This is a genomic window from Nocardia inohanensis NBRC 100128 (assembly GCF_001612945.1).
GTDB classification, from domain to species: domain Bacteria; phylum Actinomycetota; class Actinomycetes; order Mycobacteriales; family Mycobacteriaceae; genus Nocardia; species Nocardia inohanensis.
In genome coordinates this window covers 65286-81215 of sequence record NZ_BDBK01000003.1, presented here as the reverse complement: position 1 = coordinate 81215, position 15930 = coordinate 65286, and the positions used below count along the sequence as shown (strand labels likewise).

Below are 15930 nucleotides of genomic sequence, written 5' to 3'. Positions count from 1 at the left end.
ACCGGTCCAACGGTGGGCCGAACTTACTCATGAGTAAGTTCGTGAGAATTCTCGCTACTGTACCTGGTCCGCGGTGAGGATAGCGGAGATGGACATCACATAGTGGAACGAAAATTCTCCACATCCCAATGCTCGGACACCTGCCCGACCGGCCACAAGTACCGATGAAAATGTGCGATACCAACCGGAAGGTGTGTATGCAGTTGGGGCGCTAGGGGATTCCCTCCGGGGTGTCGCGGATCACCCTTACGCCGTAATGTCAGCAGGGTGAGCGGCTGCATCTTCTGCCGGATCGTGGCGGGCACCGCGTCCGCGACCAAGATCCACGAGGACGACATCCTGATGGCGTTCCTCGACATCCGTCCCATCACCCGTGGGCACACCCTGGTTATCCCCAAGTGGCATGCCACCGATCTGGACGAGCTGAACCCCGCGCTCGGTGCACAGTTGTTCGCCTTCGGGCACCGCCTCGCCAAGGCCATGCGGCGCAGCGATCTCGCCGCCGACGGCGCCAATCTCTTGATCAACGACGGCAAGGCCGCCTTCCAGACCGTGCATCACGTGCACCTGCATGTGGTACCCCGGCAGCAGGGGGACACCCTGACCTTCGCCAAGGGGTTCGTCCTGCGCCGCCCGCACGACCGCGAAGAGACCGCAGCCGCCATCCGAACCGGCCTGGACCGGCTCGCTGCCGAAGAGAAGGCCGTTTAGATGAAAGAAGCCAGCGCATGACCGACACGGTGCCGGACCGGGCCGTCATTACCTCCGCCTTATCCGACCAGTGGGACGCGCTCACCCGGCTAGTGGACGGACTGGACGAGAAGAGCTGGCGCACCGCGTCGGCCTTGCCGGGCTGGACCGTGTTCGACGTGGTCGCGCATATCGTCGGCACCGAATCGCTGCTGCTCGGTGAGCCCGCACCGGATCTGGACGTGAGCGGATTCGGGCACGTGCGCAATGACATCGGCGCGCTCAACGAGAAGTGGATCCAGGCGCTGCGCCCGCTCACCGGTTCGCAACTGCTGGAACGATTTCTGGAGGTCACCGGCCGCCGGGTGAAAGCACTGGAACAGATCAGCCCCGAGGAGTGGGCGGCGCTGGTGCCGACCCCGGTGGGCATGGCCCCCTACGGCCGGTTCATGCGCATCCGCCTGTTCGACTGCTGGATGCACGAGCACGATATCGCCGACGGCCTGCGCGTCACCGTCGACGAAGGCGGGCAGCGCGGCGCGATCGCCTTCGAGGAATCGCTGCCTGCGCTCGGGCGTGCCGTGGTCAAGGGGGCCAAGGCGCAGGACGGCTCCCGCATCGCCTTCGAACTGACCGGTCCGGTGTCGCGCACCCTGCATGTCGCGGTGGACGGCGGTCGCGCCGACCTGGTCGAAACCCTCGACGCCCCGGCCACTCTCGTGCTCACCCTGGGTTCGGAGCTGTTCGCCCGCCTGCGCGGCGGCCGCACCACCGCCGATGCGCACTCCGGGGCGTACTCCGTCACCGGCGACACCGACCTGGGCGAGCGCCTGATCCGCGCCCTGACCTTCACCATCTGACGCCGTGCGGCTCTTCCTGTCCAGCTACCGCTTCGGTGCGCATCAGAACCGCCTGCTCTCCCTCGTCGGCGAGCCGGGCCGGGTCGCGGTCATCGCCAATGCCTGTGACGCCTGGCCCTCGGCCTGGCAGAGCGCGGTCACCAGCGATCTGGTTCCCCTGCGCCGCTCGGGTTTCCACCCGGAAGTCTTCGACCTGCGCGAATACGTGGACCGCCCCGGCGAGGTGGAGAGCGCCCTCGCCGCCTATCCGATGGTCTGGGTGCGCGGCGGCAATACCTTCGTGCTCCGCGTCCAAATGGCCCGCAGCGGAGCCGATCTCGCCCTCACCCGCCTGCTCGCCGCCGACGCCCTGGTCTACGCGGGCTACAGCGCCGGCGCCTGCGTCCTGACCCCGGACCTGCACGGCATCGAGGCGATGGACGATCCGGCCGAGGTCCGCACCGCCTGCGGCACCGAACCCCGCTGGGACGGCCTGGGTCTGGTGGACCGCGCGATCGTCCCGCACCTGGATTCCCCCACCGACCCCCAAGGGCTCTCGCGAAAACTGGTGCGCTCCTATATCGCCGCGGGCACCCCGCACTGGGCGCTGACCGACGATCACGTGGTGGTCGTGGACGGCGACCGCCTGGAACTCCTCACCTGAGACGAGATCGCCCCCGCCGCCGCCAGCGCGGGGCCTTCTCGCCACCAGCGATTCCGGTCGGCACCCGCGGTGAGCGGTGAGCCCTCCACCACAAACGATTCCGGCCCCACCGCTGTAAGCGGTGGGGCCGGAACATCTTTGTGCTCGAAAGAGCGTCAGCTCATTCGCCCTTGTGCCGCAGGCCGTGACCGACCGCGACCGCCGCGGTCAGGAACGCGCCGACCGACAGGATGGCGAAGCTGGCGACGTAGGCGTTCACGCTCGGCACCTTGGTACCGGCGATGAGGTGCGCGGACAGGATCGACGCCGTGACCGCGCCCGCGATGGAACCACCCGCGGTCCGCACCAGCGAGTTGATGCCCGAGGCGATACCGCTCTCGCTCATCGGCACGTGCTGCACCGCCAAGGTGCCCAGCGCCGCGTACCCGATACCGAATCCGGTGCCCTGCAAGATCTGCGAGATCACCATGTCGTACCCGTGGTCGTGCGAGATCGCCAGCCACGCCATGGACGCGCCCGCGAACGCCGCGCCGATGGCGAGCGTGTACGCCGGCCCGATCTTGGCCGAGATCTTGCCGGTGCGGAAGGAGAAGAACGTCATCAGCGCCGCGCTCGGAATGCCGTAGAGACCCACGGCGAGCACCGAACCGGAGAGCCCGTACCCGACCTTGTCGGCCGGGGTCTGGATGAAATTCGAGATCAGCGTGAAGGATCCGAACATGGCGAAGCCGAGCAGCGCCGAGGCCAGGTTGGCCGAGAGCGACTGCGGTCCGACCAGCAGCGGCAACCGCACCAGCGGCTGGGCGACCTTGAGCTCCACCACGACCCATACGGCGGTGAGCGCCGCGGCGGCCACGAAGAGCCCGATCACCGAGCTGGAACCCCAGCCCCAGCGCGGTCCTTCGCTGATGCCCAGCAACAGGCAGATCAGCAATCCGGCGAGCAGCGCCGCGCCGATGAAGTCGGGCTTGCCGCCGTGCCGCACGCCATTGTTCTTGGCGCTCACCTGAATCAGCACGGTCGCGACGACGCCGAGGCCCGCGGTCAACCAGAACACGGGGTGCGGGTTCTGGGTGTGGTCGGCGATGATGCCGGTGGCGAGCAGGCCGACGGTGCCGCCGACGCCCATGGTGCCGGAGACGACGCCGATGGCGCCGACCAGCCGATCGCGCGGGAAGGTATCGCGAATGATGCCGATGGCCAGCGGAATCATGGCCGCCGAGACGCCCTGGAGCGCGCGCCCGACGATGTAGACGGCGAGCGAATCGGCGAAGGCGCAGATGACCGAGCCGACGATGAGCAGCCCCATGGCGGTCAGCACCATCGGCTTCTTGCCGTACATGTCGCCGAAGCGGGACAGCAGGGGAGTGCAGACCGCGCCGGTGAGCAGCGAGGCGGTGAAGAGCCAGGTGACGCCGGAGACGTCGGTGTGCAGCTGGACGATCATCCGCGGCAGCAGCGGGATGACGACGGTCTGTTGCAGCGAGACGACCAGGCCGGCCGCGCAGAGAGCGAGCAGAGTCAGGCCCAGGTGGGCCTTGGAGGGGTCGTCGGCTTTCGTGTCGACGGCCGGACCGACTGAGGTCGTTGTCATGGGAGCGCTGATCCTTACGGTTTACTTTCCCTTTGGATTACTTACCAAAATTAAGTAAATGGGTTTCGTAAGATAACCACATGCCGCCCCCGGAAGCCACCTCCGCGCCCGAAGTTGACGCAGGTCACATCGTCGAATTGGAACGCGCGCTGGCGCGCGTCGCCTACCTGCTGACCCGCGTGCGCCGCCACGACCGCGCCATGACCCAGTGCGGAATCACCATGGATCGGGCCAGCGTGCCGCTGCTGCGCCTGCTCGCCGACGCCGAGGAGCCGATGCGGCTGGGCGAGTTGGCGACTCGGCTCGATGTGGAGGCCCCGCATGTGAGCCGGCAGATCCAGCGGCTCGAAAAAGCGGGCTACGTCGAGCGGGTCGCGGACCCCGACGACCGGCGGGCACAACGGGTGAAACCGACCGAGCGGGGACGCAAGGCCGTGGACGCCGTGCGGGATGTGCTGCGCGGCTGGATGCGGGAAGCGTTGTCGGACTGGACCACCGAGGACCTGAGCGCACTCGCGGTCCTGAATCACCGCATGGTGGATGACTTCCTCGATCACGCCGAATCCATCGGCGATTTCGGTATGGGCGCGCGCGAACGGCGAGCCGCCCGGGTCGAGGACTGACCGCGGCCCTCGCGAAGGAGGCCGGGGCTACTTCCGTGGTTCCGCCGAGGCCGGTGCGGCGACGCCGGCGGCCCAGGCGCACAACAGCATTGCCGCCAACGGCACCGTCATGGCTGCGGTCAGCGGCACCGCTTTGTTGAGCCACCCGATAATCGCCGGCCCGGCCAGGAAACCCAGATAGCCGAGCGTGAACACCCGCGACATATCGGTGGCGGCGGTCGCCGAGCCCAGATTCCCGGCGGCGCTGAACACCTGCGGCACGCCGCCGGAGAGTCCGAGCCCGCACAGTGCCCAGCCCAGCAGGGTCACCGGCAGCCACGGCGAGGCGATGACGAGCGCGAAACCGATTGCGGCCAGCAGGGTTCCCCACCGCACCACCGCGACCGGGCCGATCCGCCCGCTCACCCGATCCGCCGCGAACCGCCCGGCCGTCATCGTGGTCGAGAACGCGCCGAACCCCAGCGCCGCCGTCCCGATATCGACGCCCAGCCGATCCCGCAATTGCAGCGCGCTCCAGTCCGCCGCCACCCCCTCGGCCATCAGCAGCGCGAACGCGATCACGCCCAGTGCCAGCACTTTTCGCGAAACCCAACGGCCGCCGCCGGATCCGGCCGGTTCCGCTTCGCCGTCCGGACGCGAAGTGCCCGCCCGCGCCGGAACGAAGTCCACGTGCATGTCCAGCGGTGCCTGCGCGTCGCCCGCCACGGTGGACCGGCCGGATTGCGGATCGGGTTCGGTTGCGGCGGGGGCGGTTCGGGGCCGGGGGAGCAGTCGGGGCGCGCAGATCGCCACCAGCGCGAGGCCGAATCCGGCGGAGATGGCGAGGGTGAGGTGGATATTCCATCCGGCGTGCTGCGCCGCGCCGCCGGCGATGGATCCGGCGAGCCCGCCGAGGGAGAAGAAGGCGTGGAAGGCGGACATGATCGGCCGCGCATAGGCGCGTTCCACCTCGACGGCTTGGGAATTCATCGAAACGTCGAGCGCCCCGGCGGCGAAACCGTAGGCGGCCAAGGCGATTCCGAGCGTCGCCGCGTTGCTCGCCAGGCCCGGGCCGATGATGGACAGCGACAATGCGCTCGCGGCCGCAGCGGTGAGGGTGCGGCTGCCGAGGCGGTCTGCCAGGGGGCCCGCGGTCTGCATACCGGTGATGGCCCCGACCGCTATCAGCAGGATGAGCATGCCGAGGGCGGTGTGGGTTACCCCGGTGCGCTCGGTGACGGCCGGGATGTGGACGATCCAGATGGCCGCCAGCATCCCGTTGAGGCCGAACACCGCGAACAGGGCGAGTCGCGCTTTTCGGATCGGAGGAGCGGGCGTCGCGGCGGCCATCGGCACGACGCTACCGAAGATCGGTGGCTCCTCGTCACCCCCGGCCCGGTGCGGCTGCGCCGACGCAGCGGGCGGGGATCCGAATCCTGTGAACTTCAAGCTGTTTCGTATTGATCGTATGCCCGGGCACCGACAAGTTATGCCTGCACTGTGACCGGCCAGACACCGGAAAACGCCACGTCGCGGGCGTACTGGGCGAAATCGCGCGGGGCGCGGCCGAGGGCCCGGAACACGCCGTCGGTGAGGTGGGAGTTGCGGCCGTCCAGCACCGTGCCGAACAGATAGTCGAGCAGGCTGACCTCATCGCCGGGGACGCCGTAGGAGGTGAGGGTGTCCACGAACTCGGTCCGGGTCAACGGGATGAAGGCGATCTCGCGTCCGGTGGCCCGGGCGATCTCGGCGACCACGTCGGCGAAAGTCAGTGCGCGCGGCCCGGTCAGCTCGTAGATCTCGCCGATGTGCCGGTCCTTGGTCAGTGCCGCCACCGCCACGTCGGCGATATCGTCGGCGTCGACGAAGGGCTCGGGTACGTCACCGGAGGGCATGGCCACTTCGCCCGCCAGAATGTAGTCGATGAATGCGCCCTCGCTGAAGTTCTGGGCGAAGAAGGCGCAGCGCACCACCGTCCACTCCAGGCCCGAATCCCGCACGATCGCTTCGCATTCCAGGGCTTCGGGCTCACCGCGCCCGGACAGCAGCACCAGCCGGCGCACCCCGGCGGCGGCCGCGGCGGCACACAGCGCCTTGATATCGGCGGGCGCGCCGGGCACCGCCAGATCGGGTTGGTAGGCGAGGTAGACGGCGTCGATGCCGGCCAGCGCGGCGCCCCAGGTGCCGCGGTCCTGCCAATCGAACGGAATTGCCGCCGTGCGGGATCCGAGCCGCACCGGTACCTCGAGCGCGGTCAGCCGGTGCACGATCCGGCTACCCGTCTTACCGGTGGCGCCCAGCACCAGGACGGTATTTTCGCTGCTCACAATGTCTTTGATCATCATGTGACAAGTACATCGCGGATACTCGAGACGAAACATGGTTGAGAAGCGCGCTCGCATTTGCCATCGTCTTCGTTATGGATGCGCTGGCCAGTCTGCTCGAAGGTCCACGCGCGCGGGCGGCATTCGTCATGCGCTCATCGTTCGATCCGCCCTGGTCACTACGTATCCGGGACGAAGCACCGCTGACCCTGGTGGCGGTGGTGCGCGGCGGCGGCTGGGTGCTGCCGGATCCCAAGGGCGGCAAGCCGGTTGCGCCGCGGCAATTGCGGGCCGGGGACATCGCGGTCTTCCGCGGACCCGACCACTACACCATGGCTGACGACCCCGGCACCGCCCCGCAGGTGATCATTCATCCCGGTCAGATCACCACCACCCCCGAGGGGGAGGTGCTGTGCGAGACCCTCAGCCTGGGCGTGCGCAGCTGGGGGACCAGCGCCGACGCCCAGACCGTGCTGGTCACCGGCACCTACGAGCAGGAATCCGCGGCCAGTCGCCGGCTGCTGCGCGCGCTGCCCCCGATCGCCGTATTGAATCGCGGCGATATCGACTCCCGGGTGCTGGACCTGCTGGTGGACGAGGCGGGCAAAGACCTGCCCGCGCAAGGCGCGATGCTCGATCGCCTGCTGGATCTGCTGCTCATCGCCACCCTGCGCGCCTGGTTCTCCCGGGCCGACGCCCCCGCCTGGTATCACGCCTACGGTGACCCGCTGGTCGGCAAGGCCCTGCGCCTCATGCAGCACAATCCGGCCCACGGCTGGACCGTCGCCTCGCTCGCCGCCGAGGTGGGCGTCTCCCGCGCCGCCCTGGCCCGCCGCTTCACCGAGCTCGTCGGCGAACCGCCCATGGCCTTCCTCACCGATTGGCGGCTGGCGCTGGCCGCCGACCTGTTGCAGGAATCCGATGCGACCTTGGAATCCATCGCCCGCCGTGTGGGTTACGGCAGCGCCTTCGCCCTGAGCACCGCGTTCAAACGCCACTACGGCGTCAGCCCGCGCGATCACCGCAACGGTACGGACCAGCGCTCGGCGTAACGCGACCTCAACCACGTCATTCCGGCACGCTTTCAGCCGGAATCCACACGGTGACGGATGTGGATCCCGGCTGAAACCATGCCGGGATGACGAGTGGCGGCCGGACCGCCGCTATCGTCGGGCGGGTGACTTCGGACTCGGGATACCCGGTGCTCTGGCCCATGCCGACGCGCTGGGCGGACAACGACCACTACGGGCACGTCAACAACGTGACGTACTACTCGTACTTCGATACCGCGGTGAATGCGTTCCTCATTCATGCCAGCGGCACCGATATCCGGGACCTACCCGCGATCGGGGTGGTGGCCCAGACGTCCTGCAAGTTCGTCGGGTCGGTCAGTTTCCCCGATCAGCTGCGGGTCGGTATCCGCGTCGCCCGCCTCGGCAATTCCAGCATCAGCTACGAGCTCGCCATCTTCCGCCTGGACGGCGTGGATCTCGAGCTCGCCGCCACCGGCACCTTCGTGCACGTCTACGTGGACGAGACGACCCGCAAGCCGGTGCCGATTCCGGACGAGATCCGCAGGGCGGTCGAACCTCTCGTGGTCACCGCCGCCGCCGACAGCTAGACCCGCCCGAGCAGGGTGAGCGGATCCTCCAGCAGCGCGGCCACATTCGCCAGGAACCGCGCACCCTGTTCGCCGTCGATCAACCGGTGATCGAAGCTGAGCCCGAGCGTGGTCACCCACCGCACCGCCAATTCGTCGCGATGCACCCACGGCCGCTTCCGGATCGAGCCCAGGCAGAGAATCCCCGCCTCGCCCGGATTCACCAGCGGCACACCGGTATCCACGCCGAACACCCCGACATTGCTGATGGTGAAGGTACCGCCGGTGAGATCCGCGGGCGTCGCCGTCCCGGCCCGCGCCGTCTCGGCCGCCTTCCCGATCGCCACGCACAGATCCCGCAGGCTCAACCCCTGCGCCTCTTTGAGATTCGGCACCAGCAGCCCCCGTTCGGTGGCCACCGCGATCCCCAGATTCACGTAATGCTTGGTGACGATCTGCTGATCCGCCTCGTCCCAGTAGGCGTTCAACTCCGGGAACTCACTGAGCGCCACCAGCGTCGCCTTCGCCACCAGCGCCAGCGGCGTCAGCGTCAACCCCGCGAACGAGGTCGTCGCACGCAAGTGATCCAGCAATTCCATCGACCCCGTGAAGTCCGTCGTCACGAACGCACTCGCCTGCGGAATGTGCTGCGCGCTGGCCACCATCGCTGCCGCTGTCCGCTTCCTGATCCCAGCGATCGGCGTACGCGTCTCACGCTCGCCGGAATTCGCCCGCGCCGAGCCCGTCGTGCTCATCGACGTCACCGGCGGTGCGGTGTGGATCGGAATGTGATCGGCCCGCGGCTGCGGTTGCGCCCCGGCCAGGTCCTCCACCCGCACGGCTCCGCCCGGCCCGGAGCCCGGAATGGTCCCGAGATCCACCCCCATCTCCCGCGCGAGCCTGCGCGCAGCCGGGGTGGCGGCGGCTCGCATCGAATCGGACTCGCGTGCAGGGAAATTCGGTCCGCCGGTGGCGGGCCTCGAACTCGCGCCGGACTCCGTTCCAGCCTCCGCGCCGGGGCCGGCAGGGCCACCCGCGTCGGCTGGGGCGGCAGGCCGACCGGTCGCATCCGCCTCGCGCTCGGCCGTACTCGCGCCGGCGTGTGCTTCCGCCGTCGCGGAAGTACCTGCTGCCATTCCGTTTCCGCCGATCGGAGCCCCCGCGGGCGCCCCGGCGTCCGCCAGGATGCGCGCCACACCCCGCTCCCTGGGAGTCGCCATACCCCGCGCCGCGGCCGCTCTGGCACGGCGGGAGACGCCTTCGTTCTCCGGGCCGTAGCCCACCAGCACCGACTGCCGCCCGCCCGCCTGCTCGGAGGTGGCGGACACGGCTGTCTCAGGGTGCGGGGAGCCGACGGTCGACTCGGGATGCGTTGAGCCGGAAGCGCTTCCGGAGACGGTCGCGTCGGATTCGGCCGCCGGTGCTGCCGCCGTGGTCGCTATGCGAATCAGGGGCGCGCCGACCAATACCGTTTCGCCGGGTTCGGCGAGCAGTTCCGTCACGGTGCCCGCGTACGGGCTGGGCAGTGCCACCTGTGCTTTCGCGGTTTCGACTTCGGCGATGATCTGGTTCAGCTCGACCGTGTCGCCGACCGCCACCGACCAGGACACCAATTCGGCGTCCGCTAAACCCTCGCCGAGATCGGGCAGCCGGAATTCCATGACCTGACGCTGATTATCCACCGAGCTTCCTCCGTGCGTGACCGATTAGGCGGCGAGCGTGCGATCGACCGCGGCGAGAATGCGGTCGGGGTCGGGCAGGTGGTGCCGTTCGAGTTTAGCGGGGGGATAGGGGATGTCGTGCCCGCCTACCCGCAATATCGGCGATTCCAGCTGGTAGAAGCAGCGTTCGGTGATGCGGGCGGCGATTTCCGCGCCGAGCCCGCCGAATACGGGGGCTTCGTGCACGATCACCAGTCGCCCGGTCTTGCGCACCGAGGTTTCGATGGTGTCGAAATCGATCGGCGACAAGCTGCGCAGATCGATCACCTCCAGCGAATGCCCTTCGGACGCCGCGATATCGGCGGCGGTGAGCGCGGTGGCGACGGTGCCGCCGTAGGCCACGACGGTGGCGTCCGTCCCGCTGACGCAGACCCGCGCCTGGTCCAGGGCCAATCCGCCGTCCCGGTCCAGCGCCGCGAAATCCACGTCGGCTTTGTCCCAATACCGCCGTTTCGGTTCGAAGAACACCACCGGATCGTCGAGCGCGACGGCCTGCCGGATCATCAGATACGCATCGGCCGGATTGCTCGGCGACACCACCCGCAGCCCGGCGGTGTGCGCGAAATACGCCTCCGGCGATTCCGAATGATGCTCCACCGACCCGATCCCGCCACCGAACGGAATGCGAATGGTGATGGGCGCGACCACTTTTCCGCGCGTCCGATAGTGGATTTTGGCGACCTGGCTGACGATCTGGTCGAAGGCCGGATACACGAATCCGTCGAACTGAATTTCACAAACCGGCCGCAACCCCCGCAAGGCCATTCCGAAAGCCGTTCCCACGATTCCGGATTCGGCCAGCGGGGTATCGATGACCCGATTGTTCCCGAAATCCTTTTGCAGCGTATCGGTCACCCGGAACACGCCGCCCAGCCGCCCGATGTCCTCACCCATGAGCACCACCTTGGGATCGTCCTCCAAGGCCCGGCGCAACCCGAAGTTGATCGCGCCCGCGAATGTCGTCTTCATGACTGGGCTCCCTCCAGGTAGGCGGTGTACTCGCGGCGTTCTTCCTCGATCAGCCGGTGCGGGGTGGCATAGACGTGCTCGAAGAGTTGCGTGACCTCCGGGTCCGGCATGTTCAGGGTGGCGCTGCGCAGCCGCGCCGCCACCGCATCGGCGCGCACCGCCACCTCCTGTTCGAAGTCGCTGTCCCACAGCTCTTCTCGTTGCAGCAACAGCCGCAATCGATCGATGGGATCGCGCCGCTGCCACAGTTCGAGTTCAGCGGCGGTGCGGTACCGGGTGGGATCGTCGGCGGTGGTGTGCGGCCCCATCCGGTAGGTGATGGCCTCGATGAACGACGGCCCACCGCCGGACCGGGCCCGAATCAGGGCCTGCCGGGTCACCGCCAGCACGGCCAGCGCGTCGTTCCCGTCCACCTGCACCCCGGGAATCCCGTAGCCGACGGCCCGCCGCGCGATCGGCGTCGCACTCTGCACCCGCACCGGCGCGCTGATGGCCCAATGATTGTTCTGGCAGAAGAACACCACCGGCGCACTCCAGCTCGCCGCGAACCCGAGCGCCTCGGCGATATCGCCCTGGCTGGTGGCCCCGTCCCCGAAGTAGGCGATGGTGGCGATCTCCGCGCCCTCGAGATGTGCGGCGAACGCGTATCCGGTGGCGTGTAACCCCTGCGCCCCCACCACGATCGCCGGATTGGTCATCTTGACCGCGTCGGCATCCCAGCAGGAGTGCGCGACCCCGCGCCACAGCGTCGTCATCTGCTCCGGCGGCACGCCGCGGCACCAGGCCACGCCCGCCTCGCGGTAACTACAGAACACATAATCGTCGGCGCGCAACGCATGCGCGGAGCCGATCTGCGCGGCCTCCTGCCCGAGCAGCGGCGGCCACAATCCGAGCTGACCCTGCCGCTGCAACGCGGTCGCCTCGGTATCGATCCGCCGCGCGATCACCATGTCGGTGTACATGGCCCGCAAACGTTCGGCATCGATGTCGGCGACCAGTGGGGCGTGGACGCGATCGTGCACGCGCCGGCCGTCGGGCTGGATCAACTGCACCGGATAGGCGTTCTTCTCGGGCATGGGTATCGCCTCCTCGAAACACCGGGTACACCGTCATCGCCGGAGGATTGTGTCCTGTGAGCAACCGGTGTGTGTCCTGTATCACACAGCATCCTCCTTCGGGCGAACTGCGCAAGCACCGACACGGCAACTGAGCAGAATGCTCGGTTGAACCGGGGTGGGGGGTGTCATACTGCCTGACATGTCCAGTAGGGAGCCCGCTACCGGAACGATCGACGCCACCGATGCCCGGCTGTTGCTGGAATTGGTCGCCAACCCCCGCGCGACCGGCGTGGAACTCGCGGCCCGCCTGGGTCTTTCGCGCAATACGGTGCAGGCCAGATTGGCGCGCTGGGAGACCAACGGCGTCCTGGCCAGCTTCGAGCGCCGGGTGGAACCGCGCGCCCTCGGCTACCCCCTCTCGGCCTTCGTGGCGGTGGTGGTCGACCAGCATCAACTCGACTCCGTGGTCGCCGAACTGGCCGAGATTCCCGAGGTCACCGAGGTCTGCGGGATGACCGGCCCCACCGATCTCACGGTCCGCGTGGTCGCGCAGGACGCCGACGACCTCTACCGGATCACCGGCCACATTCTCGAGATCCCCGGTGTCGAACGCACCAATATGGCCCTGATCATGCGCTCGCTCGTCGGTCCCCGCACCACCTCCCTGCTGAACCGTCTCGCCGGCGCCGACACCGCCCCCGCCCGCCCCGCCGAGGACCTCGACCTGCGCTGACCGCGGTGACGCGCGTGCGGTAATTCAGTCCAGTTTCGGGCGATTGGCCGCTGACTCGGGGGTGACTGGACCGCCACGATGGCGCGATGAGTACCAGCACAACCAGCGACTCGCCGGCGGTCGAGACCGCGCCCGAAACCGGGATCGGGCAGCCGATCGGGGCCGGGATCGTCACCGCGCTGGTCGGTTTCACCAGTTCGTTCGCGGTGGTGCTGGCCGGGCTGACCGCCATGGGAGCTACTGCGGGGCAAGCGGCTTCGGGGCTGCTCGCGGTCTGCGTCACGCAGGGCTTGGGGATGCTGGTGCTGAGCCGCCGCTATCGAATGCCGATCACACTGGCCTGGTCCACGCCCGGGGCGGCGCTGCTGGCGAGCACCGGGATGGTGGCGGGCGGCTGGCCGGCGGCGGTGGGCGCGTTCGTGGTGGCGGGGATTCTCATTGTGCTGACCGGTTTCTGGCAGCGACTGGGCGCGCTGATCGCGGCGATTCCGGTGGAGATCGCGCAGGCCATGCTGGCGGGTGTGCTGCTGCCGCTGTGCCTCGCGCCGGTGAAGGCGTTGACGGTGAGCCCGGCGGTGGTGGTGCCGGTCATCGTGACGTGGCTGCTGTTGCAGCGGTTCGCGCCGCGCTGGGCGGTGCTCGCGGCGTTCGCCGTGGCGGCCGCGGGCGCGACGATCGACATCGTCGTCACCCATCGCGCACTGGACTTCGCGGCCATGGTGCCGCGCGTGGAATTGACTGTGCCGCATTGGAGTTGGCAGGCGCTGATCGGCGTCGCGGTTCCGTTGTACATCGTCACCATGGCGGCGCAGAACATTCCCGGCACCGCCGTCATGAAGACCTTCGACTATCAGGTTCCGTGGCGGGCGGCCATGAGCGTCACCGGCCTCGGTACCGTGCTCGGCGCGTTCGCGGGCGGGCACGCCATCAACCTGGCCGCCATCAGCGCCGCCCTCTCCGCCGCCCCGGCCGCGCACCCGGACCCGAAACGCCGCTGGATCGCCGCGTTCACCGCGGGCCTCGGCTACCTCGTCCTCGCTCTCGCCTCCGGAGCCCTCGTCACCCTGGTCGCCGCCGCCCCGAAGGGTGTCCTGGAAACCGTTGCGGGCCTTGCCTTGATCGCGACCCTGGCGGCGGCCCTGACCGCCGCCCTCACCCCGGCCGAGCACCGCTCCGCGGCCGCCCTCACCTTTCTGGTCGCCGCCTCCGGTGTCACCCTGCTCGGCATCGGTGCCGCCTTCTGGGCCCTGGTCGCAGGATTGATCGTTCGCTGGCTGCTGCGTCCCGCCACCTGACGAGCACCGCCCCCCGGCCGTGGTCGCGGGGGCGTGGGTGGGCTTTCGGCGCGGCGGCGGAGCGGGCTGCGTAGGGTGGGGGCGACGTCTTCAGGTGCGGAATTTCTGCGAAGAGGAGTGGGCTTGAGCGCGGTGCTGATCTCGGCCGGGGAACTTCAGGAGCGGTTGGCGGGCGGGGATTCCCGGACCCGGTTGCTCGATGTGCGGTGGGCGCTGGGGGATCCGGACGGTCCGCAGCACTATCTGGACGGACACATTCCGGGTGCGGTGTTCGTGGATCTGGAGACCGAGCTGGCCGCACCGCCCTCGCCCGCGAAGGGGCGGCACCCGATGCCGGATATCGCGCATTTGCAGAAGTGCGCGCGCAGTTGGGGTGTGCGCGAAGGGGATACGGTCGTGGTCTACGACGCCACCGGCGGGATGGCGGCGGCGCGGGCCTGGTGGCTGCTGCGCTGGGCGGGCATGCCGGAGGTGTTCATTCTCGATGGCGGGCTGCCGGCGTGGGAACGCGCGGGCGGGAAGATCGTCTCGGGTGAGGAGCCCGACCCCGAGACCGGCGATGTGGTGCTGACCTCCGGAAATATGCCGGTGATCGACGCCGACGCCGCCGCGTCCTGGGCGGGCCTGCTGCTGGATGCCCGTGCGGGCGAACGCTATCGGGGCGAGGTGGAGCCGATCGACCCGCGCGCGGGACATATTCCAGGTGCCGTCAGCGCGCCGACCGCCGAAAACCTCACGGCCGAGGGGCTTTTCAAGCCGGTCGACGAATTGCGTTCGCGTTTCCAGGGTTTCGGCTCCGGTCAGGTCGCCGCCTACTGCGGCTCCGGGGTGACGGCCGCCCACCAGGTGGCCGCCTTGGCCGTAGCGGGCATCGATGCCGCGCTCTACCCGGGTTCCTGGTCGCAGTGGTCCAACGACCCGAAGCGGCCCGTCGCCACCGGCCCCGAGCCGCTGTAACCAGGGCGTATCGCCCGCCCGGACCGCGTTTCAGTCCGGCTTGACGGCGGTCAGGATGCCGACCGGGAAGCGGCTGGTGCGGTACTCGATATCGGTGAAGCCGATGTCCGTCAGCACTTTCCGGTACCGCTGAACGTCCACCGCGGCCAGCGGATCGCCGGACCGGCCGCCAGCCCGGTCGTGCCCGCGCCCGCTGTCGTGCGCGTGCTGGCCGTGTTCGTGCCCGCCGCGTGCGTGCCGCCGGGCCGACACCCGGGCCATGAAACGGATCGCGGCGCTGCTGATTCCGCTGGTCGGGGTGGCGTCGGCGAGCATGAGCCGTCCGCCGGGGCGCAGGATGCGGTGGATCTGCCGCAGCGCCCGTTCGCGTTCGGTGTCGGGGATGTGGTGCATGGCGAAGGTGGAGGTGGCGACGTCGAAGGCGGCGTCGGGCTGGGTCAGGGACTGGGCGGGGGAGAGCTCGAAGCGGCAATTGGCGGGCGAGTGCGTGCCGGCGTAGTCGATCATCGGGGCCGAGGGGTCGACGCCGACCACCTGCCCACGGGGTCCGACGCGTTCGCTCATCGCACGCACCAACCGGCCGGGACCGCAGCCGATATCGACGGCGTGATCGCCGGATCGCACGCCACTGGCGTCGGCGAGTTCCGCGATGAGCCGGTCGGCCCGGCCGAGGAAGAACAGATCGGTGAGCAGGTTGTAGCGGCGGGGCCAGGTGATCAGGGCGCCGATTTGCCGAGATTCGGTTCCGGAGGCTTGTTCGTTTCGGGTCATGTGTCCATCATCGAAGGATGGAAAAGTCCAGGCCAGAACCAGAATTGGCGAATCCGTACGGTTCCGGACACGATGCCGGAAAGTGTGCGGAAACGCCCGTTCCGTCGCCGCCG

At 68.8% G+C, this 15930-nt stretch carries 16 protein-coding genes; 9 read left to right on the top strand and 7 right to left on the bottom strand.

The features are described from left to right. The first annotated feature begins 267 nt into the window (after window positions 1-267). From NI1_RS11725 to NI1_RS11715, 3 genes are read left to right on the top strand one after another with little or no spacing between them, the layout of a single operon-like run. Window positions 268-711 (top strand): HIT family protein, encoded by a 444-nt coding sequence (locus NI1_RS11725; protein ID WP_067818444.1) that lies wholly within the window; start codon window positions 268-270, stop codon window positions 709-711. A gap of 17 nt (window positions 712-728) precedes the next feature. Beyond that, the gene (locus tag NI1_RS11720) at window positions 729-1550 is read left to right on the top strand and encodes a maleylpyruvate isomerase family mycothiol-dependent enzyme (RefSeq protein ID WP_067818441.1); all 822 of its coding nucleotides are present in this window, start codon (window positions 729-731) and stop codon (window positions 1548-1550) included. Between the two features lie 4 nt (window positions 1551-1554). Then, window positions 1555-2193, top strand: a complete 639-nt coding sequence (locus NI1_RS11715) for a Type 1 glutamine amidotransferase-like domain-containing protein (RefSeq protein WP_067818439.1) — start codon at window positions 1555-1557, stop codon at window positions 2191-2193. A gap of 160 nt (window positions 2194-2353) precedes the next feature. Here NI1_RS11715 and NI1_RS11710 read toward each other — a convergent pair whose 3' ends face one another. Beyond that, a complete protein-coding gene (locus NI1_RS11710; protein WP_067818436.1) occupies window positions 2354-3787 on the bottom strand; it encodes an MFS transporter in 1434 nt (477 codons plus the stop codon). Window positions 3788-3867: 80 nt separating this feature from the next. Here NI1_RS11710 and NI1_RS11705 point away from each other — a divergent pair, with 80 nt between their 5' ends. Then, on the top strand, window positions 3868-4410 hold the full coding sequence (locus NI1_RS11705; RefSeq protein WP_067818434.1) for a MarR family winged helix-turn-helix transcriptional regulator: 543 nt from the start codon (window positions 3868-3870) through the stop codon (window positions 4408-4410). A gap of 27 nt (window positions 4411-4437) precedes the next feature. Here the strand turns inward: NI1_RS11705 and NI1_RS11700 are convergent, their stop codons facing one another. Continuing rightward, a complete protein-coding gene (locus tag NI1_RS11700; protein WP_067818432.1) occupies window positions 4438-5739 on the bottom strand; it encodes an MFS transporter in 1302 nt (433 codons plus the stop codon). Window positions 5740-5876: 137 nt separating this feature from the next. After that, window positions 5877-6716 carry an NAD(P)H-binding protein gene (locus NI1_RS11695; RefSeq protein WP_439957247.1) on the bottom strand — a complete coding sequence of 280 codons (840 nt, stop codon included), beginning with the start codon at window positions 6714-6716 and terminating at the stop codon, window positions 5877-5879. Window positions 6717-6808: 92 nt separating this feature from the next. On the opposite strand from NI1_RS11695, the gene NI1_RS11690 reads away from it, so the two are divergent. Further along, window positions 6809-7765 carry an AraC family transcriptional regulator gene (locus tag NI1_RS11690; protein WP_067818429.1) on the top strand — a complete coding sequence of 319 codons (957 nt, stop codon included), beginning with the start codon at window positions 6809-6811 and terminating at the stop codon, window positions 7763-7765. 86 nt (window positions 7766-7851) lie between these two features. Beyond that, on the top strand, window positions 7852-8334 hold the full coding sequence (locus NI1_RS11685; protein WP_067818428.1) for an acyl-CoA thioesterase: 483 nt from the start codon (window positions 7852-7854) through the stop codon (window positions 8332-8334). On the opposite strand, the gene NI1_RS11680 is transcribed toward NI1_RS11685, so the two are convergent. From NI1_RS11680 to pdhA, 3 genes are read right to left on the bottom strand one after another with little or no spacing between them, the layout of a single operon-like run. Then, on the bottom strand, window positions 8331-9974 hold the full coding sequence (locus tag NI1_RS11680) for a dihydrolipoamide acetyltransferase family protein (protein WP_067818632.1): 1644 nt from the start codon (window positions 9972-9974) through the stop codon (window positions 8331-8333). The genes NI1_RS11685 and NI1_RS11680 overlap by 4 nt on opposite strands. Window positions 9975-10019: 45 nt before the next feature. Further along, window positions 10020-11003, bottom strand: a complete 984-nt coding sequence (locus tag NI1_RS11675; protein WP_067818425.1) for an alpha-ketoacid dehydrogenase subunit beta — start codon at window positions 11001-11003, stop codon at window positions 10020-10022. Next, window positions 11000-12079 (bottom strand): pyruvate dehydrogenase (acetyl-transferring) E1 component subunit alpha, encoded by a 1080-nt coding sequence (gene pdhA / locus NI1_RS11670; RefSeq protein WP_067818421.1) that lies wholly within the window; start codon window positions 12077-12079, stop codon window positions 11000-11002. The genes NI1_RS11675 and pdhA overlap by 4 nt, the downstream gene beginning before the upstream one ends. Window positions 12080-12260: 181 nt before the next feature. Here pdhA and NI1_RS11665 point away from each other — a divergent pair, with 181 nt between their 5' ends. The 3 genes from NI1_RS11665 (at window position 12261) to NI1_RS11655 (ending at window position 15046) form a co-directional block, all read left to right on the top strand. Beyond that, window positions 12261-12794: an Lrp/AsnC family transcriptional regulator gene (locus tag NI1_RS11665; protein ID WP_067818418.1), complete on the top strand. Its 534-nt coding sequence runs from the start codon at window positions 12261-12263 to the stop codon at window positions 12792-12794. An 86-nt stretch (window positions 12795-12880) separates the two neighbouring features. Next, window positions 12881-14089, top strand: coding sequence for a benzoate/H(+) symporter BenE family transporter (locus NI1_RS11660; RefSeq protein ID WP_067818416.1), 1209 nt, complete (start codon window positions 12881-12883; stop codon window positions 14087-14089). Between the two features lie 135 nt (window positions 14090-14224). Beyond that, window positions 14225-15046 (top strand): sulfurtransferase, encoded by an 822-nt coding sequence (locus NI1_RS11655; protein ID WP_067818629.1) that lies wholly within the window; start codon window positions 14225-14227, stop codon window positions 15044-15046. A gap of 30 nt (window positions 15047-15076) precedes the next feature. Here the strand turns inward: NI1_RS11655 and NI1_RS11650 are convergent, their stop codons facing one another. Further along, a complete protein-coding gene (locus NI1_RS11650) occupies window positions 15077-15817 on the bottom strand; it encodes a class I SAM-dependent methyltransferase (protein WP_067818413.1) in 741 nt (246 codons plus the stop codon). Window positions 15818-15930 lie beyond the last annotated feature (113 nt).

Excerpts from the sequence above, each read along its gene's own strand:
- NI1_RS11720 (WP_067818441.1), top strand. The coding sequence starts at position 729 with ATGACCGACACGGTGCCGGACCGGGCCGTCATTACCTCCGCCTTATCC.
- NI1_RS11710 (WP_067818436.1), bottom strand. The coding sequence starts at position 3,787 with ATGACAACGACCTCAGTCGGTCCGGCCGTCGACACGAAAGCCGACGAC.
- NI1_RS11705 (WP_067818434.1), top strand. The coding sequence starts at position 3,868 with ATGCCGCCCCCGGAAGCCACCTCCGCGCCCGAAGTTGACGCAGGTCAC.
- NI1_RS11700 (WP_067818432.1), bottom strand. The coding sequence starts at position 5,739 with ATGGCCGCCGCGACGCCCGCTCCTCCGATCCGAAAAGCGCGACTCGCC.
- NI1_RS11690 (WP_067818429.1), top strand. The coding sequence starts at position 6,809 with ATGGATGCGCTGGCCAGTCTGCTCGAAGGTCCACGCGCGCGGGCGGCA.
- NI1_RS11685 (WP_067818428.1), top strand. The coding sequence starts at position 7,852 with ATGACGAGTGGCGGCCGGACCGCCGCTATCGTCGGGCGGGTGACTTCG.
- NI1_RS11680 (WP_067818632.1), bottom strand. The coding sequence starts at position 9,974 with ATGGAATTCCGGCTGCCCGATCTCGGCGAGGGTTTAGCGGACGCCGAA.
- NI1_RS11675 (WP_067818425.1), bottom strand. The coding sequence starts at position 11,003 with ATGAAGACGACATTCGCGGGCGCGATCAACTTCGGGTTGCGCCGGGCC.
- pdhA (WP_067818421.1), bottom strand. The coding sequence starts at position 12,079 with ATGCCCGAGAAGAACGCCTATCCGGTGCAGTTGATCCAGCCCGACGGC.
- NI1_RS11665 (WP_067818418.1), top strand. The coding sequence starts at position 12,261 with ATGTCCAGTAGGGAGCCCGCTACCGGAACGATCGACGCCACCGATGCC.
- NI1_RS11660 (WP_067818416.1), top strand. The coding sequence starts at position 12,881 with ATGAGTACCAGCACAACCAGCGACTCGCCGGCGGTCGAGACCGCGCCC.
- NI1_RS11650 (WP_067818413.1), bottom strand. The coding sequence starts at position 15,817 with ATGACCCGAAACGAACAAGCCTCCGGAACCGAATCTCGGCAAATCGGC.